Origin of the sequence: Actinomyces sp. ICM47, from assembly GCF_000278725.1 — a bacterium.
GTDB lineage: Bacteria > Actinomycetota > Actinomycetes > Actinomycetales > Actinomycetaceae > Pauljensenia.
Window position 1 is genome coordinate 1 of record NZ_ALCA01000029.1, and the last position, 24,610, is coordinate 24,610.

Annotated in this window: 18 protein-coding genes and 2 tRNA genes; 10 read left to right on the forward strand and 10 right to left on the reverse strand. The window is 65.8% G+C overall.

Annotation, left to right across the window (positions count from 1 at the left end):
- The 3 genes from HMPREF1136_RS01920 to HMPREF1136_RS01930 all read right to left on the reverse strand — a co-directional run.
- Positions 1-960 (reverse strand): DEAD/DEAH box helicase (locus tag HMPREF1136_RS01920; RefSeq protein ID WP_156791822.1); only part of this gene is annotated, 960 nt, incomplete at its 3' end.
- A gap of 187 nt (positions 961-1,147) precedes the next feature.
- On the reverse strand, positions 1,148-1,636 hold the full coding sequence (locus HMPREF1136_RS01925; protein ID WP_009647638.1) for a YbjN domain-containing protein: 489 nt from the start codon (positions 1,634-1,636) through the stop codon (positions 1,148-1,150).
- Entirely contained in the window at positions 1,633-2,091 is a 459-nt protein-coding gene (locus tag HMPREF1136_RS01930; protein ID WP_009647633.1) for a YbjN domain-containing protein, read from the reverse strand. The genes HMPREF1136_RS01925 and HMPREF1136_RS01930 overlap by 4 nt, the downstream gene beginning before the upstream one ends.
- 281 nt (positions 2,092-2,372) lie before the next feature.
- Between HMPREF1136_RS01930 and HMPREF1136_RS01935 the strand changes: the two genes are divergently transcribed.
- The 5 genes from HMPREF1136_RS01935 (at position 2,373) to HMPREF1136_RS01955 (ending at position 8,855) form a co-directional block, all read left to right on the forward strand.
- Positions 2,373-3,512 carry a phosphatase PAP2 family protein gene (locus HMPREF1136_RS01935; protein ID WP_009647646.1) on the forward strand — a complete coding sequence of 380 codons (1,140 nt, stop codon included), beginning with the start codon at positions 2,373-2,375 and terminating at the stop codon, positions 3,510-3,512.
- Between the two features lie 236 nt (positions 3,513-3,748).
- Positions 3,749-4,270 (forward strand): DoxX family membrane protein, encoded by a 522-nt coding sequence (locus tag HMPREF1136_RS01940; RefSeq protein ID WP_009647643.1) that lies wholly within the window; start codon positions 3,749-3,751, stop codon positions 4,268-4,270.
- Between the two features lie 540 nt (positions 4,271-4,810).
- The gene (locus HMPREF1136_RS01945; protein WP_009647640.1) at positions 4,811-6,676 is read left to right on the forward strand and encodes a ribonucleoside triphosphate reductase; all 1,866 of its coding nucleotides are present in this window, start codon (positions 4,811-4,813) and stop codon (positions 6,674-6,676) included.
- Position 6,677: 1 nt separating this feature from the next.
- Positions 6,678-7,487 (forward strand): anaerobic ribonucleoside-triphosphate reductase activating protein, encoded by an 810-nt coding sequence (locus HMPREF1136_RS01950; protein ID WP_009647642.1) that lies wholly within the window; start codon positions 6,678-6,680, stop codon positions 7,485-7,487.
- A 117-nt stretch (positions 7,488-7,604) separates the two neighbouring features.
- A complete protein-coding gene (locus tag HMPREF1136_RS01955) occupies positions 7,605-8,855 on the forward strand; it encodes a variant leucine-rich repeat-containing protein (RefSeq protein ID WP_009647644.1) in 1,251 nt (416 codons plus the stop codon).
- A gap of 177 nt (positions 8,856-9,032) precedes the next feature.
- Here the strand turns inward: HMPREF1136_RS01955 and HMPREF1136_RS01960 are convergent, their stop codons facing one another.
- The gene (locus HMPREF1136_RS01960) at positions 9,033-10,181 is read right to left on the reverse strand and encodes an acyl-CoA dehydrogenase family protein (RefSeq protein WP_009647637.1); all 1,149 of its coding nucleotides are present in this window, start codon (positions 10,179-10,181) and stop codon (positions 9,033-9,035) included.
- 251 nt (positions 10,182-10,432) lie between these two features.
- Between HMPREF1136_RS01960 and HMPREF1136_RS01965 the strand changes: the two genes are divergently transcribed.
- The gene (locus tag HMPREF1136_RS01965) at positions 10,433-11,038 is read left to right on the forward strand and encodes a LytR C-terminal domain-containing protein (RefSeq protein WP_009647630.1); all 606 of its coding nucleotides are present in this window, start codon (positions 10,433-10,435) and stop codon (positions 11,036-11,038) included.
- 105 nt (positions 11,039-11,143) lie between these two features.
- On the opposite strand, the gene HMPREF1136_RS01970 is transcribed toward HMPREF1136_RS01965, so the two are convergent.
- From HMPREF1136_RS01970 to HMPREF1136_RS01990, 5 genes are all read right to left on the reverse strand, one after another.
- Entirely contained in the window at positions 11,144-12,391 is a 1,248-nt protein-coding gene (locus HMPREF1136_RS01970) for an App1 family protein (protein WP_009647645.1), read from the reverse strand.
- Between the two features lie 283 nt (positions 12,392-12,674).
- Positions 12,675-13,892 carry an MFS transporter gene (locus HMPREF1136_RS01975; RefSeq protein ID WP_009647628.1) on the reverse strand — a complete coding sequence of 406 codons (1,218 nt, stop codon included), beginning with the start codon at positions 13,890-13,892 and terminating at the stop codon, positions 12,675-12,677.
- A 140-nt stretch (positions 13,893-14,032) separates the two neighbouring features.
- On the reverse strand, positions 14,033-15,565 hold the full coding sequence (locus HMPREF1136_RS01980) for a multicopper oxidase domain-containing protein (RefSeq protein WP_009647632.1): 1,533 nt from the start codon (positions 15,563-15,565) through the stop codon (positions 14,033-14,035).
- Positions 15,558-16,856, reverse strand: coding sequence for a hypothetical protein (locus tag HMPREF1136_RS01985; RefSeq protein ID WP_034504459.1), 1,299 nt, complete (start codon positions 16,854-16,856; stop codon positions 15,558-15,560). Before HMPREF1136_RS01985 ends, HMPREF1136_RS01980 begins: the two co-directional genes overlap by 8 nt.
- Positions 16,853-18,193 carry a hypothetical protein gene (locus tag HMPREF1136_RS01990; protein ID WP_009647636.1) on the reverse strand — a complete coding sequence of 447 codons (1,341 nt, stop codon included), beginning with the start codon at positions 18,191-18,193 and terminating at the stop codon, positions 16,853-16,855. Before HMPREF1136_RS01990 ends, HMPREF1136_RS01985 begins: the two co-directional genes overlap by 4 nt.
- A gap of 705 nt (positions 18,194-18,898) precedes the next feature.
- Between HMPREF1136_RS01990 and HMPREF1136_RS01995 the strand changes: the two genes are divergently transcribed.
- Positions 18,899-19,150: an antitoxin VbhA family protein gene (locus tag HMPREF1136_RS01995; RefSeq protein ID WP_009647627.1), complete on the forward strand. Its 252-nt coding sequence runs from the start codon at positions 18,899-18,901 to the stop codon at positions 19,148-19,150.
- A 476-nt stretch (positions 19,151-19,626) separates the two neighbouring features.
- On the opposite strand, the gene pgm is transcribed toward HMPREF1136_RS01995, so the two are convergent.
- Positions 19,627-21,303 carry a phosphoglucomutase (alpha-D-glucose-1,6-bisphosphate-dependent) gene (gene pgm, locus HMPREF1136_RS02000; protein ID WP_009647634.1) on the reverse strand — a complete coding sequence of 559 codons (1,677 nt, stop codon included), beginning with the start codon at positions 21,301-21,303 and terminating at the stop codon, positions 19,627-19,629.
- 249 nt (positions 21,304-21,552) lie between these two features.
- On the opposite strand from pgm, the gene HMPREF1136_RS02005 reads away from it, so the two are divergent.
- The 3 genes from HMPREF1136_RS02005 (at position 21,553) to HMPREF1136_RS02015 (ending at position 23,353) form a co-directional block, all read left to right on the forward strand.
- Positions 21,553-22,893 (forward strand): AGE family epimerase/isomerase, encoded by a 1,341-nt coding sequence (locus HMPREF1136_RS02005; RefSeq protein WP_009647635.1) that lies wholly within the window; start codon positions 21,553-21,555, stop codon positions 22,891-22,893.
- A gap of 204 nt (positions 22,894-23,097) precedes the next feature.
- Positions 23,098-23,187 (forward strand) — tRNA-Ser (locus HMPREF1136_RS02010).
- A gap of 76 nt (positions 23,188-23,263) precedes the next feature.
- Positions 23,264-23,353, forward strand: a tRNA-Ser gene (locus HMPREF1136_RS02015).
- The last annotated feature ends 1,257 nt before the right edge of the window (positions 23,354-24,610 follow it).

Genomic DNA, 24,610 nt, shown 5'->3' on the forward strand with positions numbered 1-24,610 from the left:
CTCGGCCCCGGCGCTGCGCCGCACGACCGGGACCTTGAGCGTGGCCGTGCCAGGAGGTGCGTCGAGGGCTGCCAGGAACGAGGAAATGTCGACCTCGGACTCGTCGGCCATGATCGCGCCCTGCCACAGGACCAGCTCGTGCGCACCCGCCGGTGAGCCGTCCGCGGTGATAGCAACAGCGTCGCGCCCCGTCAGCGCGCGCCCCACCGACGCCGCGTCGCGCACCGTCGCGCTGAGCATGACCACGCGCGGATCCGCGCCCAAGTGGTGAGCGACGCGCAGCAGACGGCGCACGACCAGCGCGATATGCGAGCCGGTCACGCCGCGCCAATGGTGCGCCTCGTCGATGACGATGAGGCGCAGCGACGCCAAAAAACGCGACCAGCGCTGGTGCGACGGCAGCATCACGTAGTGCAGGAAATCCGGGTTCGACAGGATCAGGTCAGCGCTCGCCCGCGCCCACTCCTTCGCCTCGCGCGGCGTGTCCCCATCCACGGTCGTCGCGCGCACGCGGCGCAGCCTCTCATCGACGAGGCGGTGGCCTCCCTCCGGGTCCGCTCTCCCCAGTGCGTCGGTTGGTGCGTCGTTCTGGCCAAGAAGCGCCATGAGTGAGGCCAGCTGATCCGCCGCCAGAGCCTTCGTCGGAGCCAGGTACAGGGCCGTCGGGCGGCGGTGGATCGCGGAAATACGCGACGAATCCTCGGCCTCCACCAGGTCGGAGAGGATCGGTGTCCACGCGGCCAGAGACTTGCCGGACCCCGTGCCCGTCGCAAGCACGACGTCGCGGCCCTCGCGCAGGGCATCCATGGCCTCGCGCTGATGAATCCACGGGCGCTCCACGCCCTGGCGCGCCCACGCGTCCACGACCGCGGGTGAGACCCACTGCGGCCACTGCGCGATCCGCCCCGAACGCCCCGGTAAGGTCACGTGGCCAAGCAGCCGGTCATCCCCGGCGCTCAAACGCTCCAACACCGCCAGCAGGTCAGCGGGGGAGGGAGAAGGAGAGAGAGCGGGTACACCAGTGGCGCTCGATCGCGCCTGATCGCCCGCCTCACCCCGAGGCGACGCCGACGACCCCATGCCCGGGGCCAACCGCGCGTGCTCGCGTAAACCCGCCCCGGCCTCGCGCGAGGAAGACGACGAGCGGTCAGCGCTCATCCGAGTCCGGGTTCACCCACCCCAGGGCCTCGGAGGCCGACTCCTTCACGTACTCCATCGCCGCGATGCCCGTCGAAATACCCGACGCAATCATGTCGCGCAACTGATTATTCGACAGGCCTGGCTTCGTGTCCACCACGAAATCCGCGTACACGCCCAGCTTCCCCTCGGGAGTCGTCGCCGTGTAGACCGTCGGGAAGTACTTCTCACGATTCCAGTTATCGGCCGTCGCGAACATTGCATGCTCGCCGGTCTCCGCCGGAATCTCCGGCTCCCACAGGGCACGAATCGACAGGAAACGCCCCGCCGCATCAAACGACACCAGGAAAGGAACGCGGTCGAAGATCGCGCCGCCAGCGCGCCCCTCCTCAATGATGTCCAAGGCGTAGCCCATCTCGCGAACACACGACACCACGCGCTCAAAGTCAGCCGGGTAAGGCGTCGTATCGTCCTCGGGAACCACAAAAGGAACGTTCATCGCTGCGCCTCCGCGCTCTCGCTGACCCAATCCACGAACCCAGGCAGCGTCACCTCAAGATCCGCGAAGAAACCCATGATCATCGACATAGACGTTTCAAAGAAATGATCCAGCTGCGCCTGCGTCAATCCGGACAGCACAACGATGTTGCACTCTGCGATCAGGCCGTACTGCGTGCCATCTTCGAGCGGAGCCACGTATGCCTTCGGACCCGTGCGCGTCGAATTGCAGGTCGCAACCTCTCGGGCCAGCTCCCCGAACTGCTCCGGCGTGCGGGCGATGCCACGCCACTGTGCGCGCAGCTGCAGGATCTGAGGATTCGTCGCGTTCCAGAAAAACGCGGCGTTCGGCGTCAGATACGCCAACTCACCCTCGTTGTAATCGCCGAAACGCACGTCACGAGACCGCAACAGATCTCGAATGCGATCGGTGCTCACAGGTGAAGAAGTGGCCACTGACAACTCCCGACGTAAACGTGCAGAATCGGACACACCCACTCTAACCGAGGCCCCCGTCACGCGCGCGCCCATCTTCGTGCGCTCAGAGCGCACCCCCGGGCCGCGAACGCACTTGTGACAAGGTGGTAGCGGGTAAAAACTCAGGACCCATCATCCCTGATCCCAGCTTTGAAACACGTCTCCAAGCCGCGTTCACCCCCTAGCTAATCCGCGAAGTTGCGCCACACTCCACTACAGTGTGTATCTGAATGACCGCACTAATACGAACGGAGGACAGTATGGACGACCCTAACTCCGCCCTGCCCTCCGACCCTACCGTCGACGAGTCTTACACCCGAGGATCGCGCCCCGTTCAGCCCCGCACCCGCTCCGGTTCGCGCACATCCGGCAACGACAAAGACCCCCAGAAGAGCGCGACAAAACGCAAGAAAACAGCGGGAAGCAAAACCCGCACATCCAGCGTCTCCACCAAGGAACGCCCCGCCCGCGCACGCACCACAACCAGCCGCAGCGCGAACGCGGACGACAACGGGACCGAACCCGCGCTTCGTCCCCTCAGCGCCGACAGATGGTACCGGCACAAACTGGCCCGACGTATCGCCGGAGTTACCGCATGTCTCTCGCTTACCGCATTCATTAGCTATGGTGTGCTGAGCACCTCGTACGGACAGGTAATCGATACGATCCTCATGGAAGGGACCATGCGCTCAGCCAGACAGTATGAGGAATTCTCCACCCTCATCACTGGCCTTGTGTCCGTGCCTGTCCTGGGCGGCATCGGTGTCCTCGTCGCCATCGTCGCGGCAGCCAGGCGTCGACCCACCCTTGCGGGACGAGCCCTCGGCGCGGTTGTCGGAGCCAACGTCACCACCCAAATTCTCAAGGACTACGTCCTCACCCGGCCCAGCCTCGGCGTGACCACCGGCGTCGTCAACTCCCTGCCGTCCGGCCACACGACCGTCGCCGTCACCCTCTCCCTCGCCCTCATCGTCGTCGCCCCCCAATGGTTCCGCGGCCCCTCCGCATGGTTCGGCTGGGCGTGGACCTCCCTCATGAGCGTATCCGTCATGATGGAAGGCTGGCACCGCCCCTCCGACGCCATCACCGCCGCGCTCATCGCCGGCGCGTGGGCACTCGCCCTTTCACCCATCGAGCGGCGACCCCGGCACGGCATCAAGGTCCAGCGCATCATGGTGTGGGTGTGCCTGGTGCTCATCGTCGTTGCCGTCGTCGCAACCATCGCCGCCATGTGGGGGTTCAGCATGTCCGCCGCTGCACCCGGCTCCGGCTACGGCTTCGAGTACTTCCTGGAAATCCGCCCCTGGCGCTCGCGCGTCCTCGGCGTCGCCGCTATCGCGTGGGTTAGCGCCATCTGCGGCCTCATCATCCACGAGGTCGACCGCCTCGCAGGCGAATAATCGCTGCTGTCTGCGTGTGGTGCCTGGGGGCGGCGGCCCGCCCGCGAGATCGCCACACGCGAGCCTGCGGCTCGGAGTGATCGATCTCGAAGCCCGGCCAGGCCCTGCCGCCGCCCCCAGGCACGCTAGCCGGGCCGCTCGCGATGGGCTGTCTGCATGTCCGGCCAGGCTCTGCCGCCGAGGCCTCGCTCCTGGGATAATGGTGGAGTCCCTTGTCGCCTCGTGAAAGAATCGCCATGGCCCCCGCCTCCACTGTCGTTACGTCCAAGTCGGCGCGCCTCATCCTTGGCCTGCTGCGCCTCGCGGTCGGCTTCGTGTTCCTGTGGTCCTTCCTGGACAAGACCTTCGGCCTGCACTATTCCACGGGTCCGTCGCGCGCGTGGATCAACGGCGGAACGCCTGCGCAGAGCTACCTGACGGGAGCCACCACCGGCAAACCCCTGGCTTCCTTCTTCGAGTCCCTCGCCACGCCTGCGACCGACTGGGTGTTCATGCTGGGCCTGCTCGGCATCGGGGTGGCGCTCATTCTCGGCATTGGCACGCGCCTGGCGGCGCTCGCGGGCGTCGTCATGCTGGGCTTCATGTACGCGGCCGTCGCGCCGTGGGTGTGGGGTTCCCTCAACCCGGTCGTCAACGAGCACCTGGTGTACGCGCTCGTCCTCATCCTCATCCCCCTGACCAACGCGGGCGACACAATCGGCCTGGGCACGTGGTGGAAGGGCTTGGACCTGGTGAAGAAACTGCCCTTCTTGGTCTGAGTAGGTCCGCTTTATCGACGAGGCCGTGGCCGGGTTTTCCGGTCGCGGCCTCGCTATGTGAATCAGCCCGTGTCGGCGGGGAGAGCGCGGCGCGATGGGACGTTGGTCCTCGAAAAGTCATTGCGGATCAGCGTCGTGACCAGGGGAACTACGCCTTCCGCGTGCCTCATTTCTGACACACGAGTGACACTAGATATTGTGGTTACCGTTCGGTTCAAACACTAGATCTAGCGATTCGTGATCACGTACCCCTAGATCTAGGGGAGGCTCACGCCGGGCGGAGGAAACCATCACCACCCACAGTGCCACGGCCTCGCCCCACGAGGGTGGAGTGTTCACGACGTGTTGATCACGCGTCCGAACAGTAGTACTGGCTAACCGCCCACCGAAGCGACGGCAGGACCAAACCAGAGGCGCCCGCCTACGCACAACCGCACAGCCACACAACCCCACACATCGCCGCACCCAAACTCCCGCAGCACAGCAAAGTGCTCGCAGCGCACCCCAGGCACACACGGGAACGAAGAAAGGATCAGGACAATGACGACAGCACCCCGCTACGACGTCGACGCTATTGCAACCGTGGAGGAATACCTCGACCGCTCCGATTGGCGAGTCAACGCCAACGCAAACCAGGGGTATTCGCTCGGCGGCCTGATCCTGAATTCGGCGGGCAAGATCGTCGCCAACTACTGGCTTGAGCACGTCTACACGCCTGAGATCGGCGCGCCGCACCGCGAGGGCGATTACCACATCCACGACCTCGACATGTTCGCCGGATACTGCGCCGGCTGGTCCCTCAAGCGCCTCATCCAGGAGGGCTTCAACGGAGTGGGCGGCGCAATTGCCTCGGCCCCGCCGCGCCACTTCTCCTCGGCCTGCGGGCAGATCGTCAACTTCCTCGGAACCCTCCAGAATGAGTGGGCGGGTGCCCAGGCGTTCTCCTCCTTCGACACCTACATGGCCCCCTTCGTGCGCCTGGACAACATGGAGTACGACGAGATCGTTCAGTGCATGCAGGAACTTATCTACAACCTGAACGTGCCCTCGCGCTGGGGCAGCCAGTGCCCATTTACGAACCTGACCTTCGACTGGACGTGCCCGGACGACCTGGCCGACGAGCACCCTCTCATCGGCGACGAGGTCGTCGACTTCACCTACGGCGAGCTGCAGCGGGAAATGAACCTCATCAACCGCGCGTTCATCGAGGTCATGACGGGTGGCGATGCGGACGGTCGTGTCTTCACGTTCCCGATCCCGACCTACAACATCACGCCCGACTTCGACTGGGAGGGCGAGAACGTCGATGCCCTCTTTGACATGACCGCGAAGTACGGCCTGCCCTACTTCCAGAACTTCATCAACTCCGACCTGGACCCGCACATGATCCGCTCCATGTGCTGCCGCCTCCAGCTGGACTTGCGCGAGCTCCTCAAGCGCGGCAACGGCCTCTTCGGCTCGGCCGAGCTCACCGGCTCGATCGGCGTGGTCACGCTCAACATGGCGCGCCTCGGCTACCTGTACAAGGGTGACGAGGAGGGCCTCATCGCGCGCATGGACGAACTCATCGACCTGGCCTCGAAGTCCCTTGAAATCAAGCGCGAGACCATCCAGTACCACATGGACCACGGCCTCTTCCCCTACTCGCGTCGCTACCTGGGCACGCTCGATAACCACTTCTCGACGATTGGCGTCAACGGCATGAACGAGATGGTGCGTAACTTCAGCGACGATGCCTACGACCTGACGGACCCGCGCGGCTTCGACATGTGCGTGCGGATCCTGGATCACGTGCGCGAGCGCATGGTCCAGCTCCAGGAGGCCACCGGTCACATGTACAACCTGGAGGCGACCCCCGCGGAGGGCACGACCTACCGTTTCGCAAAGGAGGATCGCAAGCGCTTCGCCGGCATCATCCAGGCGGGCACGCCCGACCAGCCCTACTACACGAACTCCTCGCAGCTCCCGGTGGCCTACACGGACGACCCCTTCCAGGCCCTCGAGGATCAGGAGGTCCTGCAGGGCAAGTACACGGGCGGCACGGTCCTGCACCTGTACATGGGTGAGCGCCTCTCGTCGGGGCAGGCCTGCAAGGAGATGGTGCGCCGCTCGCTGACCGCCTTCAAGGTCCCCTACATCACGATCACGCCGACCTTCTCTATCTGCCCGGTCCACGGCTACCTGGCCGGTGAGCACTTCACGTGCGAGAAGTGCGCAGCCGCCCGCCCCCACGCCGAGCCGCAGGCCTGCGAAGTGTGGACGCGCGTCATGGGCTACTTCCGCCCGGTCCAGTCCTTCAACATCGGCAAGAAGGGCGAATACAATGAGCGCCAGATGTTCTCCGAGAACGCCGCGGACGCGCACGGCGAGCTCGTCAGCGCCTTCCCTCCCGTGGGGAGCCGCTGACGTGAGTCCGTCCCTGAATGACGAGGCCGGGGAACCCCGGAAGGGCGCGCTGAGCCTGAGCGGCTCCGGCCTCGTCGGGGGGCGGGCATCGCGCGAGTGGACGCCGGACGACCTGCAGATCGCGGGCCTCGTCCCCATGTCGAGCGTGGACTGGCCCGGCAAGTTCGCGGCGTCCCTGTTCCTGCAGGGGTGCCCGTGGGCATGCCCGTACTGCCACAACAGCGCGATCATCGACCCGCGCATCCCGGGCGTGGTCGCGTGGAGCAAGCTCGAGGATCTGCTGGCGCGCAGGCGCGGCCTCCTGGACGGCGTCGTGTTCTCCGGAGGCGAGGCGACGCGCCAGATTGCGCTCGGCGCGGGGATGGCGCGCGTGCGCGAGCTCGGCTTCGGCGTCGGCCTGCACACCGCGGGCCCCTACCCGCGTCGCCTGGCGGACCTGCTGGGCGCGGGCCTCGTCGATTGGGTGGGCATCGACGTGAAGGCGACCCTCGGCAACTACGAGGCCGTGGCCGGTCGGGCGGGTGCCGGGGAGCGCGCGTGGGAGTCGCTGGGCATCGTCCTGGCGCACCCCGAGGTGGACCACGAGGTACGCCTGACTGTCTACCCGGACGGTCCCAGCGACGGCCTGGAGGTTGCGAAGAAGGCTCGCGCGATGGGTGTCAAGTCCTTTGCCTTACAGCAAGCGCGAGAATTTGGCACACCGGAAGGTTTTGAGGCCTCGCGTGCTGGATGGGATGACCAGGTGCGCGCACTCGCTGCCGATATTACGGCGCTCAATTTTGACACATTCGTCTTACGATGCGACTTGTAGGTGTTTTGTCAAATGACAGGGAAGTACCGTGGTCAGAAAATATCGTAAGGTTTCACTCATGGCGCGTGTGCGCGGTATTGTGTAACAACCGCGTGACCGATGAAGTCTGGAGCACCGATGGCAGAAGAACTGCATTTCGAGAATCCTGCGGCGGCAGCCCAGGACCCGTCGACCGATGCCGAGTCGCTGCGGCAGCTGGCGTATCGCTATCCCGAGCTGCGTCCGGTAGTCGCCGCCCATCCCCATGCCTACCGCGGGCTGCTGGAATGGCTGCACCAGTTCAACGACCCGCAGGTCAACGCGGCGCTCGAGGCGCGCGATGACTACGACGGCTACATTGACTCCAACGGCTGCCTGGTCATGCGCGGTGACGTATCCGGTGCCGTCGCGGGGTCAACGATCCGCACCTCCGAGTCCGGCATGTACGTGCTGGGTCAGGGCGGCGTGGACTCCTACTCCCAGATTGAGCGCACGACCCCCTACAGCGCGGTGGCGGGCAAGAATTCGCCGGTCCCGCAGGTGGACAAGCGTGAACAGGTCGTCGCTCAGGTGCAACGCCAGTCGATCATGGGCAGCAAGGCCTCGCAGGATCCCGAGGCGACGGCGGTGTACCCCTCTCCCGTGACCAGTTCGAGCTATCCGGCGGCCGCGTCCTCCGCCACGGCCTCGTCGAGTACGGAATCCACCGCGCAGATCCCGCGGGCCTACATGCCCACACCCGCCGCCCGGCAGCCTGCGCAGGCGGCGCAGCCCGCGGCTGCGACGGCACCGAGCGGGCGTCGTTCGTTCCCGATGATGACGATCGTGCTCGTCAGCCTGGGTGTCGTCGCGGCGATCCTCCTGGGCATCGTCATCTTCGTGTTCACTCGCGGATACGAGGGACCCACGGGCGGTTCGACTCCGATGTCGTCGGCGTCCCCCTCGGAGAGTCCGAAGCCATCGGCGAGTGCTACCACGACCGAGGCCGTGAAGTACCCGGTACCCGCGGGAGCCGTGAAAGTCGATAGTTTCACGATGCCTTCGCGCAACATCACCTGCTCCTTCGCGGATGACGGCGTGACCTGCGGTATTGCAGAGAGCAACTGGGCCGAGGAAGGCTACGCTTCCTGCTCCGGCGGTAAAGTCGGCGTTCTGAAGGCCACGAAGGACTCCGCGACCCAGTCGTGCGAGTCCTCAATGCCGTCGGGCGGCGAGACCGTCGCGCACGGCGTGGCCGCCGCGAAGGGCGATTACGCGTGCCGCTCCACGTCCGACGGCGTGACCTGCTGGAACACGAGGTCCGGCAAGTCCTTCGCCTTGGCCCGCGCCGGCTGGATGACCGGCACGAACGGTGAAATCACCCCCGCGAATTTCGCATGGAATCAGTAGCCTGACGCGCTCGCAGAGACGGACCCCCGAGGAAATTCTCGGGGGTCCGCTTGTCTCTCACGCAGGATGAGACCGGCGCGTGCTCGCTGGCTCGGGTGTGCTTCGGTGGTTCCTCAGTGGGCGTCCCCGGAGGGCACCCGAGGGCTACGCACGGACCCCGGCCTCGTACCTGGGAGGCTATTGAGCCTTCTCGATGGGTCCGAGGATCAGGTTCGCCCACGCGGCGTGTAGGGACTCCTGATCGGAGGGCTGGAAGAGGCCGGCGAGCGCGTCGCGGTACAGGCGCGAGAGCTCGTGCGTGTTGTAGTAGGCGCTGCCGCCGCACGCGCGCATTGCCTGCTCGACGGCGCGCAGCGTGGCTTCGGCGGCTGCGTTCTTCGCGGCAGACAGCTGGGGCATCCAGGAGCGGCCGCGGTCCACGCCTGCGTCGATGTCGCGGGCAAGCTCGCGGATCTGCGGGCCGACCGCGTTCATGATGAGAGCGGCCTCCGCGATGCGCCAGCGGATGTCGGGGTCGTTGGAGTAGGTCGTCTGATTCTTCACCGAGCGGCGCGTCGCCACGTGCTCGGCGGCGACCTCGACGGCGCGCTCGCCGACGCCCTGGTAGGTGGCGGCCAGGAGGATCTCGAAGTGGGAGAAGATGCCGAAAATGACGGGGTCGGCGCTCGGACCGGGGTCCGTGATCGTCAGGATGCGCTCCTCGGGCACGGTGACGCCACGGAGGAAGGTGGTCATGGACTGGGTGGCGCGCATGCCCAGCGTGTCCCAGTCGTCCTTGATTGCGTAGCCCTCGTCAGAGCGGTGGACGATGCCGAACACGGACTTGGGGCCCTCCTCGGTCTCGGCCCGCCCGAAGATCAGCAGGCGCGTCCACACGGGGGATAGGGATGTGAAGATCTTGGTGCCCTCGAAGGAATAACCGCCCGCGTCGTTCGCGGTTGCGCGCGTCGTGGAGCCGAAGAGCACGAGGTCGTTGCCGGGTTCGGAGATGCCGAAGCCGAAGACCTCGCCTGCGGCCGCGTCGCGCAGGATTTGCTCGCCGCGCGCGTTGCCGTGGGCGACCAGGTAGCGTCCCAGGCCGACGATGATCTGGTGCATGTTGATGCCCAGCGCCGTGCCGGGCGCAGCTTTGGCGAGCGCCGTCTGTTCGGCGGCGATCTCGGCCAGGCTCAGGCCTGCGCCACCGTATTCAGTGGGGACGAACGCGGCGAGGTACCCGGCGTCGCGCAGGTCGGCGAGGTCTGCCTCGGGGTAGGTGTTGTGCGCGTCCGCGTCGGCGGCGCGCTCGTGGATGCGGGCGAGCAGGTCGGTGTCCAGGAAGCTCATCGCGGTCCTCTTTCGTGGTCGGTGCATGGACGAGGCCGTGGCCGCCTCACGCTCGAACCGCACGCCGGGTGGGCGCTCTGACCGCGCATTCGGGGCCCGAGAGGCGGGCTGCGCGGCGATTCTGGGCGAGGACGGGAGCCTGCGCTTAGGGTGTCCTTACTGTATCGCGGAGGTGGGCGAGGGCGAGATGTAACGCTCCTGACGGGGCGTTGTCTGGCCTCAGGCCGCCCCTATTCGATAGTGTTGAGACCGTGAGTACACCGAACGAGCCCATCCACACCCTCACTCCGCGTCAGCGATTCCTGCGCGAGCGTCAGGAGCGTCAAAATCTGACGTTCGCGATCGTGAGCGTCGCGATGATCGTCATTGCGGCGCTAGCGGCCCTCGTGTTCTCGGGAATCGTGTCGATTCCCTTCGGTAACAGCTTCTCCGTGAAGGTTAAGTACGCCGAGGTGGGCGATATTCCCTGCCCGACGGCGGATTCGAAGCCGGTGGCCCCCTCTCAAGTGTCGGTCACGGTCATCAACACGACTCAGCATCAGGGCCTGGCCTCCAAGGCCACGGACATGCTCACAACCGCCGGCTTCCAGACGGAAGAACCCAAGAACGACGACATCGAATACACGGGTAAGGTGCGCATCACCGCCGGGGTGAACGGCGTCGACAACGCGTACTCGGTGGCCCGATTCTTCCCGGGTGCCCACGTGCGCCTCACTGAGGCGACGGACTCCACCGTCACGGTCGAGCTAGGAACGTTCTACGATGACGCGATGAGCGCCGAGGACGTTCAGCGCGTCCTGAAGTCGACCGACCCCATCGAGCAGCCCGCGAAGTGCCGCCCGATGTCTGGTTCCTAAGCGCGGACGCACGAGCAACGCGGAAGGCCGCCCCTCGGGGCGGCCTTCATGCGTCAGAGCGGTCGGACACGGCTTGTTTCACGGGCCGTTTCACGGTCCGATCCCTCAACGGTGGGAGAGCGGACCGGCTGTGCCCCGGCCTCGTATATTATCCAGCAGTGCGTAACCGTTCGACCCGTACCAGACGGGCACGCGCTCGGGTACGGTCCACAGCGCGTCGGGGACCATGGCCTCGAAGCTGCCGTGCGACATGAACTGCTCGATCTCGGAGAGAGAACGGATCGCGATTCCGGCCACACAGTGCGGAAAATCGCGTGCAAACTCGGCGTAGATTTCGGGGTCACGTTGCCCGTCGTCGCCTACCAAGAGCCAGCGCACGTGCGGGAACATGCGGGCCAGGCGGCGCAGCTCGCGACGCTTGTGCTCGGGGCCGGAGCGGAACCAGCCCGTGTTCGACGGGCCGAAGTCCGTCATGAGGAAGCCTCCCGCCGGGTACCCGCTGCGCTCCAGGAACGAACGAAGCGTCGGCACAACGTTCCATGCGCCGGTCGACAGGTACATGATCGGGGCGTGCGTGCCCTCCGGAACCCCCTCCGACGAGGCTGAGGACATCGTTAGCGTCGTCAGCAGTTCCGCCATGCCGGGGACGGCCTCGCGTGAGGAGACGCGATCCAGGAACGCGTGCTTGGCCGCTGTGACCAGTCGCGGGAGCATAGACACCATGACGGTGTCGTCGATGTCGGAGACCACGCCGAAATGCTCGTCGTCGGACACGATGCGTACGCGCACACAGGCGGGTCGACCGGCGCGGATACGGCCCTTGCGGGGACGCTCGTACATCGCCGAGGGCGGGGCCGGCAGCGGGGTCGCCGTGCGCAGGGTGGTGGCGAGCTTGGCGGCCGTCTCCTCGGACATACCGAGCGCACGCACGTCGCCCGCGTGCAGGACTTGGATGGTCGCGTTATGCCAGCCGGGGTCGAGGCCGTGGCCCAGCACCGTGATGTCGACGAATCCACCGCGATCCGCGAAAGCAAGCCGACGCGCGTTGCCGACCGTAACGAGCACTGGCTGACGAGGGACCTGCGCGTTGAAGAACTGGCGCCATCCTCGGCGGGTTTGCAGCCAGGAGCGGGTATCGTCGCCGCGCGCCATGAGGACGCGGCCCAGGATACGGGCGCTACGTTGAGAGCCGATTCCCCCGAAGCCGACGACGCCCGGGTAGAACCAACCTTTCGACATGGCACCTACCAACAGTGTGGACGCGAACTCGCCCGCGCCGGCGGTCAGTGCCAGGGCGAGCGAGGGAGACTCGTCATCGATGAGAGGGGGACGGAACAACATCAGGCCAATCATAGAGCCAATGCACCGGGGAAGCGCAAGCTCCGGAGCGACGGAGCCGCGGGTACCCTATGACAGTCTGACCGCATAGTCAAGACGAGTGTCGTGTGCTGGTTGTGCGCCTGTCCACTGCGGTGCGGGTCTCGTCGTTAAGCAGTTGTCAGAGGGGACGTCATGATGCGGCGTCACGTGTTTGTGACCGCGGTTGTTCACTTTGTGAAACGGGGTCTGGGCGCGATTCTCGGGCTGGTGCTTCTGCTGCTAGTCGGTGTGGGGGTGTGTAGCCGCGCTACGCCGCTTAGTCGAGGAGCAGCGGCGGCTTCGGCTGAGCTTCGCTCTTGCGCAGTGCGGGCAGGCCGATGAGCATGAGAGCGACCATCGCCCACCCGGCACCGGCCATGGTCAGCAGGCCGCCGCGCGCACCGATCGAGTCGATTGCGGGCCCAGCGATCGCCGTGCCCAGGGAAGTGCCGAGGTTGATCGACGTCGACATCCAGGTCAGGCCCTCCGTGAGCTTCGCGGCGGACACGGACTTCTGGATGATGATGTTGACGTTCGTCATCGTGGGGGCGCAGGTGAGGCCCGTGATGAGGATGACGGCGGCCATCGTCCAGATGTTGAAGGCCACCGGGAAGAAACTCATGCCGATCGCCATCAGGATGACGCCGATTGCGAAGAGCTGCCAGGTGGGTCGTCTCCACGTGCGGGCACCGTAGACGAGCGCGGCAGACAGCGAGCCGATCGAGAAGAGCGCCAGGAGGATGCCGCCGAGCGCGGGGACACCCAGCTCCTCGGTGAAGCTGACCATCGAGACCTCCATCGCGCCGAACGTCGTGCCCATGCCGATGTAGGTGGCTGCCATGACGAGGACGACGGGCTTGCGGATGACGGACTCGCGCGGGGCATTCGGGTCGTAGGGAATGATCGCGGGCTCGGAGGAGCGCCGCGACAGGAAGAGCGTGCCGCCCACGGCCAGGGCGATGATGGAGATGGCGAGGCCGGTGCCGGGGTGCAGGGCGGTGCCGAGGACCGTGGAGAGCACGGGACCCACGATGTACACGAACTCGTCGACCGCAGACTCGAGGGCGTAGGCGGTCGTCAGCTGGCCCGGCTTGTCTAGGATCGTGGTCCAGCGTGAGCGGACGAGAGCGCCGGGCGCACCCCACGTGGCACCCGCGAGGGCAGCCGGAATGAAGAGCAACCATTCGGGGGCATGCATGAAGACGGCCGCGACCAGTGCGGACATGGACAGGACCGAGATGACCCACGCGGGACCCATGACGCGTAACTGCCCGTGGCGGTCGACCTGACGCGCGAGGATCGGCGCGCAGATCGCCATGACGATGATGTTGACCGCCGAGACAGCGCCGGCCAGCGTGTAGTTGCCGTACTCTGCCCGCACCATGAGGATTATCGACAGGCCCACCATGGACATCGGCAGGCGCAGAATCAGTCCGGCAGCAGAAAACTTCCAGGCCTGACGGTAACGCAAAATGTCGAGATAGGTACCCAGCATCCCACCATTCTATCGTCGGTCGAAGGACGGCAGCGCCGGTCGCAATGGGGCGTATCTAACCCCCTTCCGAGCGTGAGAGCGGGACGCAGCCACGGCCTCGTCGAAAGTGGACGAGGCCGTGGCCGGGAGAGCGAAAAGGCTCAGTCGGTCACCTCGAAGACGCCGGTCTGGCCCTTTTCCGCCAGGGAGAGCGCGTGGTTTACGAAGGAGTAGTGGCCGGCCTCCAGAGGCGTGAATTCGACGAACCCGCCCTCGGCGGCACCCAGGGTCAGGACCTGGCCCCAGCCGCCGCCTGACCCGCCGCCGCGGATCACGTAGGCGCCCTCGCGCCACACGGTGTCGAACTGGGTGCCCACGACATGGAAGGTGGTCGCCAGGTTCGGACCCGCGTCCATGACCCACACGCGTACGCGCTCGTTGGTCCTGATCTGGATGGGGTGCGCCTTGTACTGGAAGGGCACGCCGTTGAAGGCCATTGCGTTGGGTTGCAGGGCCGACAGGAGCGAGGCGTCGGCGCTCTGCCCGTCCGCGCCCAGGTAGAGCTCGGAGGCGATCATGACGTACTCGCGATCGACCGTGTCCAGGTCGGTCGGGTCGATGACGACAGCACCGAACATGCCGTTCGCGATGTGCATCGACATCGGCGCGGTCGAGCAATGGTAGAGCCAGATGCCCGCGTTCTTCGCGACGAACGTGTACTCAAGGCTCTGCCCGGGCTCGATCGAGTGCATGACGTTGTCGGGAGCGACGAGGCCCGCGTGGAAGTCCAGCGAGTGGCTCATCGTCCCGTTGTTCACGAGCGTGATGTGGAAGGTGTCGCCGATGTGTCCGCGCAGGATCGGTCCGGGGGCGTCCCCGTTGAAGGTCCACGTCTGGCGGGTCAGCGTGTCGGTGACGTTGGTCGTCTGCTCGGTGACCGTGAAGGTGTAGTGGCGCTCGGTCTCGCTCGTAGCCGGTGGTAGGACCGGGTCGCGCGGGGTGATTGTCGCCGCGTAGTCCGTCAGGGCCGTCGGGCTGGCGGGGCCTGCGGCGGCGTCCTGGCCGTGGTCGTGCCCGTGGTGCGCGTGGCTGCCCGAGGCCGAGGTCCCCGAGGAGGACGAGGAACCCGATGACGCGCCCGTGGCCTGCACGTGCAGCGTCATGCCCATCTCGCGGTGACCCGGCAGGGAGCACCAGCCCTCGACGTCGCCGCCGATGACGCCGAGATCCAGCTCCTTCGTCTCGCCCGCGGCGAGCGACCCGGAGGATACGCCCGTCTCGAACACCAGATCGTGGCGCTGATCCCCCGAGTTCGTGAAGTCGATGATGAGGCGGTCGCCAACTGGCACCTCGATGTGGTTGGGCGTAAACGCCATACCCTCGACGCCCACCGACACGCGGGTCGTGTGCCCGGTCGGCGTCACTGACGAGGTCGTGGTTGCGCTCCCCGTTCCCGTGCCCTGCGTAGTGGGTGCGGTGGGGTTAGACAGGAAGACAGCGAGGGCAAGCGCCACGACGGAGACGACACCGATGATTGCGCCCGCCGTGCGGCTCACGGGCGAGTGGTCGCCCGTCGGGCTCATGCGCAGCTTGGGGTTTCCCGTCGCACCGCCCTTCGACGCTGATGTCTTCGGGACGGGTGTCTTCGGGTTCTTACCTCCCGACGGCGACGCAGACAGGTTCAGGTCAGCCACGGCGGCCTCCTTGCGTGGTGGTGGGGGATTGGGTGGCGCGCTTGGCGCGCGCCTGGGCCACGCCACAGCGGGCCATGAGGACGATGTCGACGACGTAGGTGGCCAGCAGGACCACCCACGCGGCAACGGTGAGGCGCTCGGCGGGGATGCCGCCAAGCGACGCGACGGAGAGGGCGAACACTGCGGCCACGTTGCGAGCCGCTTCCCGGATGGGCGCCCTGGCCTCGAGCACGCCGACCCCGACGCGCACCGCGGACGGACCGCCGCCGATAACGACGGGCATCAGGTAGGTGAGCGCGCCGACGAAGAGCTGGCTCAGCCCGGCCGCGCCGAGGATTGGCAGCCACGGCAGGAACGCCGCGCGCAGGCCGGTCGCATCCACGGCCTCGAAGGCGCGCAAGGACGCCCCCGCGCCCGCGACGAGAATCCAGGCGGCACCCAGCATGAGGGACCACGCCCCGTACTCGGCCGGACCCTTCGCCAGCGCGGCGCGAAGGAGTGGGACGCCCACGCCCAGCGCCGCCGCACCCACGACGACCAACAACCCCACGGAGGCCACGCGCATCAACCCGGTCACAGCTCCCGTTCCCGCGACGAGGAGGGCGGCCACCCACAGGGGCAGGGCACTCGTCGCGAAAGACACGGCCAGCGGATCCATGCGCGTGCGTATCGCCGTCGGCCCGAGCGTCACCAGGGTCCCGCCCATCGTCAGGCCCACCCATCCGGCGACACCCGCCAGCGCGTGGGCGACCGTCAGGCGATCCCGGGCCGAGGCCAGCCACGCGGGCGCATCCGCGTCAAACATAGCCACCGTCACGAAACCAGCCAGCGTCGCGCCAACCACCAGGAAAAACGCCGCCGCAATGTAGTAGCGAATAATCACCGCGAAACGCGACGCCAGGCGCTCGCGGGACGCGGTGAGCAGCGCCCACCCGTGCCAGGCTGCGATCACGCCGACCGCGGTCGCGCCCGTGATGGTCAGGTACCACAGACTCGACCACATGCCGCCGATGAGGAGCAGCAGGGAAAGGTTGAAGGCCATGATGCGCACGGTGTTGTCACGCCCGGCCCGCCGATCATCCGGGGCTAGGTGCGCGAGGGCGCGCGTGAAGTACCAGGACCACTGGAAGATCCCGTTCGACAAAACGCCCAGAGTCACCAGGTGGATCATCGTCCACAGGTTCTGCGGGATGCGGCCTCGGGCAACGATGGTGCCTGCAGCGGCGACGGCCGCTACGCACATCCACACCGTGGTTACGCGGTCGGTGCGGGGGACCCGGGGCTTGCTCATCGGACCCACGTTCCGCCCGAGGATGCGGGAACAGCGGAGGGGGAGTCGGCCTCGTCGATGATCCTGCTCTCACGCGAGGCAGCGCGCGCCCGGCGAATCGTCACCGTCAGCGTCGTGGCAACGAACAGAAGCACGCCCACGACCCCGAGTGTGCCGCCCAAGCGCCACGGATAGGCGGCCTCGCGCGCGCCCGCGAGGAGGCGCAGGGCGAGGGAAACCTGCAGGAACGCGAAGGGGACCCACATGGCGACGTGGTAGGGGACCTCGCGCCGCGCGACCGCCGGGATGATGACGGGCGCGTGGGCCAGCAGCATGGAGACGACGAAACCAATCGTGATCGCGTGGACGCCGGCGTCGTACCCGTATCCGTCGAAGGCCGGGGGTGCGATGATCCACATCAGCGCGGGCACGAGCGCCCACGCGTAGCCGCTCAGCATGCACACTGCGGCCAGGCGCGGCAGGCCGCTCATGCGCACGGTGCCGCGCGCGACGTCGTGCCACGCGGTGTCCGCCATCAGGAGCGCGAGGCTCAGGCCGATTAGCGGATAGCCGACCGCGGGCGAGTAGAGGGCGACCGTCAGACCCACCATGAGGGCGGCGCTCTCGGCGGTGATGCGTCGCTCGGTGGAGCCAGACGCGAAGGCGAGGCGCGCGAGTTCGACGCGCTCGCCGACGATCGTGACGATCAGGAAGGCCAGCCACCACGGCACCGCGCGCGGCGTCTCGAGGCCTCGCCACCACAGGAGGATGCCGCCCAGCCCGATGAGCGCGCCGAGCAGCTGGATGAGGACCGCGTGGGTGGCCTGCCTGTGCGTCCACACGTAGCAGTAGATGGCGCTCAGCGCCGCCATGCCGAGCGTGATGAGGAAGCCGGGCATCATCCGCTCGGGCGCAAATCCGCTCAGATGGGCGGCCAGGAAGCGCGGGATCGGCAGGCTCGTGAGCGCCCCGCGCACGCCCTCGTTCAAGGAGATGACGACCGCGCTGACGGCGCCGACCCCGGTCAGCAGGGGAGCGGCGTATGCCCACGCGCGCCGCCCGTCGGACTGCAGGGCGACCGCGCGCTCCAGGCAGATCGCGGTGCCCAGGAACCCGTAGATCATGAGGAGCCCGTGCACGGTCCCCAGGCTCGTCGAGGCGAGGGGGGCGAGCGCTCCGAGGCGCACGAGGGAGGCGTCCAGGCCCGTCAGCAGCGCGACACCTGCGAGGAGAAGGAAAGCCAGGCGCGCCTTGGGAAGGGAGGGGATCTGCGGATTCGTGCGTGGTTTTCTTGACGAGGCCGGGGCGTGCTCGCGCGATCTGCCGTCGTGGGCGGCAGGGCTGGGTGCCTCGCTCATGTGGGCGCTCCTGGTGTTGGTGGGCGGCGTCGGCTCACCGACGCGTCGAACTATCCTCACGGTAGCGGCCCGTGTCCCATATTTCTATGGGTGATCGCCGTGAAAATGCTCCCCGCGCGCCTACTGAGTCCAGCAGATAGCACGAAACCCCCAGCCCACAGGGAAGGGGGTTTGCAGGACGCGGTATCAGTCTGCCGCCACGAAGGCTATTAGTCCTTGGGCACTTGATCACCGGGTTTCGCGGTCACCAACCACCTGAAGATGGAAGGCCCATGTCAGCCCTGGTCCTGCTTGCTAGCATAATCGCCCAATGCTCGTCCGAGTAATGGCTGGACACTATGATGTGTGGCATGTTTGATGTGAATCGGCTTGTGGCGAGCGACGAGGATTACCCGCGCGTTTTGAGCGCATGGGCCCTTCAGCATCATGGTCGATGAGTCATGCAAGCAGGCGCAGTACCCTCCGCACGTGTGGCACCAGATGGATCAATTTGATGAGCAGAGAGGCCACTCCATCTCTATGCGGTGAGTGCCGTACAGATCTACACCGACAATGGCGCTGAGAAAGCCGCCTGGGAACGCGTGCGCAACTTGCGCAAACGCCTCATCGAGGCCGCCAGCATCCACAGATTCCACTAAACGCCCGGAATGTTGGGCCAAACGGCGAGCGGTATATAATGGTAGGCGTCGTCATAGGAGACCCCTCATGTCTGAGATTTTTGATTTTGAAGACCGTTGGCCTGAGCTCTTTGATCGCCTTGACGCGCGTCAGCGCAACGCCGTGCGTCAGTCACTTGCTCTAGGATGGCATGAAGGCTTTGAACCCACCCGTGAGCACGTGGAAAACCTGACAGACTACGTGCTCGGGCTGATTGATTGCAGCGAGTACCAGCGCCGCTCACGGGAGTTGGTTAAGCGCCTCATGCAGAACACAAACAATAAGCCCACGTCGCTTTGATGTACGACACCTGGGAATCCTACTTCTACCCAGAAACGTACACCCTATGACACCGCCGGGTATATCTCGGAGGACGAGTAGTCGCGGCGCCCGGAGTTACCGCTGTCAACGGAATTGTTAAGCGACTAGCAACGTGGGGCCGCGTCAGCAGACAGCACGAAACCCCCAGCCCACAGGGAAGGGGGTTTGCAGGACGTGACTTCAGCTTGCCGCTCACGAGTGAGCTATTACGAGGCCCTGTTTTGTCAGGTTTCGCGGTCACTTCCCCACAGTGCAGGGAGGCCCATGTCAGCCCTTGTCCTGCCCGCCAGTATAACAGGCCGTGTACGCTCACGCCTCGTCGCGCTTCCGCTGTGATCACGTGGGCCGTGGCGTGACCATTAGCGATGGCGTCGGCGCGATATGACAACGGGGGTGGCGCTCACACACGTGAGCGCCACCCCCAGCAACCCGCGTGAGCGGGCAGCGTCAGAGAATCAGCCGTTCAGAGCGTCAGACACGACCTTCTTCGCGGCCTCCTGGACCTCGGCCAGGTGCTCGGCACCCTTGAAGGACTCCGCGTAGATCTTGTAGACGTCCTCGGTGCCCGACGGGCGAGCCGCGAACCAAGCGGACTCGGTCGTCACCTTCAGGCCGCCGATGGGCGCGTCGTTACCGGGAGCGCGCACCAGCTTCGCGACAATCGGGTCACCGGCCAGCTCGGTCGCGGTCACGTCCTCGGGGGACAGAGCCGCAAGCTTCGCCTTCTCCTCGCGGGAGGCAGCCGCGTCGATGCGAGCATACGCAGAAGCGCCGAAACGCTCCACCTGCTCCTCGTGCAGCTGCGAGGGGGTCTTACCCGTCACGGCCAGGATCTCCGAGGCGAGCAGCGCCAGGATGATGCCATCCTTGTCGGTTGACCACACGGTGCCATCCTTACGCAGGAACGACGCCCCTGCGCTCTCCTCGCCGCCGAAACCGACGGCACCGGACAGCAGGCCAGGCACGAAGTACTTGAAGCCCACCGGCACCTCGATCAGCTCGCGGCCCATGGAGGCCACGACGCGGTCGATGAGCGCGGAAGACACCAGGGTCTTGCCCACGGCCGCGTCCTTGCTCCAACCGGGACGGTGCGTGAACAGGTACTCGATGGCCACAGCCAGGAAGTGGTTCGGGTTCATCAGGCCGTCAGGCGTGACGATGCCATGGCGATCCGAATCCGCGTCGTTGCCGGTCGCAATGTCGTAGGGGGTGTTGCCCTCGGCGTCGGGGGTCATGGCCTCGCGCAGGGACGCCATCGCGTAGGGCGAGGAGCAGTCCATGCGGATCTTGCCATCCCAGTCCAGGGTCATGAACGGCCACGCCGGGTCGACCTCGGGGTTGACGACCGTCAGGTCCAGGCCGTAGTGCTCGCCGATAGCCGCCCAGTAGTCGATGGACGCGCCACCCAGCGGGTCCGCGCCGATGCGCACACCAGCGTGACGGATCGCCTCAATGTCGATGATCTGATCCAGCTGCGAGACGTAGAAGTCCAGGTAATCGAAAGGCTTCACGTTCGGGTCGTGCAGCAGCTCAGAGCCGGTGACGCGGGGAACGTCCTTCCACTCGCCCGAATCCAGCAGCTCGTTCGCGCGCGCCGCAATCCAGCCGGTCGCGTCCGTGTCGGCGGGGCCGCCGTGAGGCGGGTTGTACTTGAAGCCACCGTCGCGCGGCGGGTTGTGGCTGGGGGTCACGACGATGCCGTCAGCCAGTCCGTCACCCTCCGTGCGCAGGTTCGCCGGTGCGCCGTTCGCGCCCAGAATTGCGACGGACACGGCGGGGGTCGGCGTGTAGGAGCCGCGCGAATCAATGCGCGTGTCGATGCCGGCGGCCGCGAGGACTTCCAGGGCGGTGCGCCACGCGGGTTCACTCAGAGCGTGCGTGTCACGGCCGATGAACAGAGGACCGTTGATGCCCTGCGACGCGCGGTACTCGATGATCGCCGCGGTGATAGCGATGATGTGCGCCTCGTTGAACTTGCCGTCCAGCGAGGAGCCGCGGTGGCCCGACGTTCCGAACGCGACGCGCTGTCCCACGTCGGTCGGGTCGGGAACGATGTCATAGTAAGCGGAGATGACATCGTCGACGTTGATGAGGTCTTCTGGAAGGGCACGTGTGCCAGCTCGATCATGCATAAGCCCAGTGTTGCACGTTACGTCCACTTCTGCGTAGGTCCGTCCACGCCGTGAAACACGTCATCGTTTCATCGTGTACGAGGCCGGGGCTGAGCATGCGTAAAACTGCAGGTCAGAGCGTGACTTTCCCCGGCCTCGTCCCTGTTTGAGGAGTGAACGTGTGGACGTATTCCCAAATGGGGAAAGGAACGTCTATCCTATGAGAGGTCGGTCACCGCAGACCGTGGCTGTTTTGGCAGGAGGAACATCGTGGGATGGTTTGATTCCATCGAACATAACCGTTGGCTGAGTGCCAACATGCAGGCGCTCATCGAAGAGGCTGAGGGGTCCATCGTGGCCACCGGTTTCGCACACCTGGACGCCGACGGCAAACCGGACCTGAGCCGGTCCATTGACCTGGCCGTCACCGGGCGCATGGCCTACATCTTTTCCCTGGGGGCCCTCATGGGCCTGCCCGGCACGCGCCGCTACGCCGACCATGCTGTCAAGTCGCTGACCAAGTACTTCACGGACCCCGTCAACGGCGGCATGTGGTACCAAATCAAAGCTGAACCGGACGAGGAGGGGCACGGCGTCCCCTGGGACGAGGCCTCCCGCGTCAAGTCCCAATACCACACCGTCTACGCGCTGCTCGGCGTCGCCGCCGCGACCGTCGCTAACCGACCCGGCGCGCACGAGCTGCTCGAAACCATGCTCCAAGAGCAGAAGGACTACTGGATCGACGACTACGGCCTCGTGTGGGATCAGTACGACGAGGCTTTCAGCGAACCCGCGCCCGTCCACGCCCTCGGCACCCTCATCCACACCATCGAGGCCTACATGGCCGCCGCCGAGGCGACCACCGAACCCGAATGGCTGGACCGCGCCGAAAAGATGACGGCCTTCGCGTACAAGGTTGCATCCAAGAACAACTGGCGCATCCCCGAGTACTACGACGAGGAATGGCAGCCCAGCCTCGAGGCCGGAAAGCTTTGCAACGACGGACGCCGCTACCACGAAGGCTACGTCACCGGTCACTCCATGCAGCTCGCGCGCTTCGCGCTGCAGGTGCGCGCTGGCCTGCGCTCCACGGGCTGGGCCGTACCCGACTACCTGATGGAACTGGGAACCGAACTCTTCGAGCGCGCCCGCGTCGACGGCTGGCGTCGCACCGACGGGGCACCCGGCTTCTCCACCGCCGTCAACGACCAGGGCGATCCCATGCCCGGCGAAGACGAGCACCAGCAGTGGGTCGTCTGCGAGGGCGTGTGCGCGACCGTCGCCGTACGCCGCGCGATGCTCGATGACGGGCATCGCATCGACGAGGTCGAGCACTTTGAGCACTGCTATCGCTCCTTCGTGGACTACATCCACGATTACCTCATCGCCCAGCCGGGCCGCTGGATCCGCCGCCTCGGCCCCCACAATGAGAGCGTTCAGCCCGCCAAGTCCTCACGCTGGGACGTCTACCACGCGATCCAGGCGATGCTCGCGATTCGCGTGCCGCTGTGGCCGCCGACAGCCCCCGCGCTCTCGCGCGGCCTCCTCGACCACCCCGAGGAGCCGGCACCCGACAAGAAGTCCTGGAACTTCTTTGGCCTGCGAGGCTGATAGCTGCGATTGGGACCGGACCCGGGGTGTGTGCACCCCCGGGTCCGCCTCTTTGTTCACGCTGCGCGGTGAGTGCCGGAGCGATCCCTCAGATGTGGTGTGCGCTTGACCCAGTCTCTCCCGCTACCGCAGGGCGGGCGGTGACTGTGCCCGTACCGTCGGCTTCGCGTGTGTGAGCCTGTTCCTGTAGGATGGAGCAGGTCTGGAGGGCTGTCTGAGTGGCCGAAAGAGACGGTCTTGAAAACCGTTGTGTCAGCAATGGCACCGGGGGTTCGAATCCCTCGCCCTCCGCCATGTCGATGCGCTTTCGGGTGTGTGCAGCGGGTGCGGTTCGCGTTCGTGGCGAAAATGTCCTAAAGTAGTCGGCACTGGAGACGTCGCATAGTCCGGTCGAGTGCGCCTCCCTGCTAAGGAGGTAGGGGTGCATAGCCCCTCGCGGGTTCAAATCCCGCCGTCTCCGCTCCCTGCCCCGGGATTCCTTTGGAATCCCGGGGCTTCGTCGTTGCCTCTGCTGCTCGCGTGGGTTCTGGGTGCGGGGTGGATGTGCTTCCTGCGGTGCCCTCCATGTGGGTGGGCCCGGAAGGCTCCTGGTTATAGGACACTACGTATTGGTTTTGTGGTGACTTTTCGGCTTGTTGGTGCGGGAAAGTTGGTGTTGTAGGTGGTGGGAGCCACCTTGAGGGATGGACACATCGTGTTGCTAGGGTGGTGACTTGTCGGCTGTGCGGCGCGGGAAAGTCGCTGTTGTGGGTGGTCGTGTTTGCCGTGTTTCTGGATTCGCCCAAATCGCAGACCACCTCACCCACAACAGCCCATTTTTGCCGTTTTTCGGCGAGGTGGTCTGCACTTTGGGCGGCACTTCCCTTATGAGAGTCACTCGTGCCGGCGATGCGTCGATTCGATGCTTCTCATGCCACCACCACCCCCAAACCGCCCGGGCAGCGGGTACCACAGGGCACGAGAGTGTAGCTCCAGTGCCCAACGGCGGCCAGGTCCAAAGCTGATGCCCCGTGGCCACAGCGCAAACAACGAGTGGAGCACCAGACCGCGCGCGGGCCCGACATTTAGCGATGCAACACGGCAACACCACGTGTCCAATAGCCCAAGGCTCCCTTGGATAGCTGTCCAACAATGTGCATGCATTTTCCCTGTCAACCTTTCAAGCATTGAAATAGGGGGGTCGCATTTCCAACGTTTCTGGGCATTGTTGAATGCTGGCTCGGGGAATTGCATGCGACTTTTGTGTGGTGCGCACCTTCCGGCCCCTGTGGGGTGGGAGGCTGGGCCTGATTGACTGGCTCACCACGACCGTCCCCCTTCCGGCCCCTGTGCGGTGGGAGGCTGGTGTGGCTGTGGGCGTGGGTGTGGGCATGTGGTCGGGGTGTTCGCGGTCTGACGCCATTCTGCGCTCGCACGTTAGCCCCCTGTTCCGCGCGCTAACCGGCTATTCCGCACGCGGGCCGCCTGTTCTGCATGCGGGCGGGGTTGCCCAGGTTCGGAATAGCGGGTCCACGTGCGGATGAGACAGGCCAGGCTCGGAATAGCAGGCCCACGTGCGGACGAGAAGGCAAGGTACGAACCCAGCAACACGACATGCCCTATAAGCCGAAGGATGGACAAATCGTGTTGCTGGGGTGGTGACTTGTCGGCTGTGCGGCGCGGGAAAGTCGCTGTTGTGGGTGGTCGTGTTTGCCGTGTTTCTGGATTCGCCCAAATC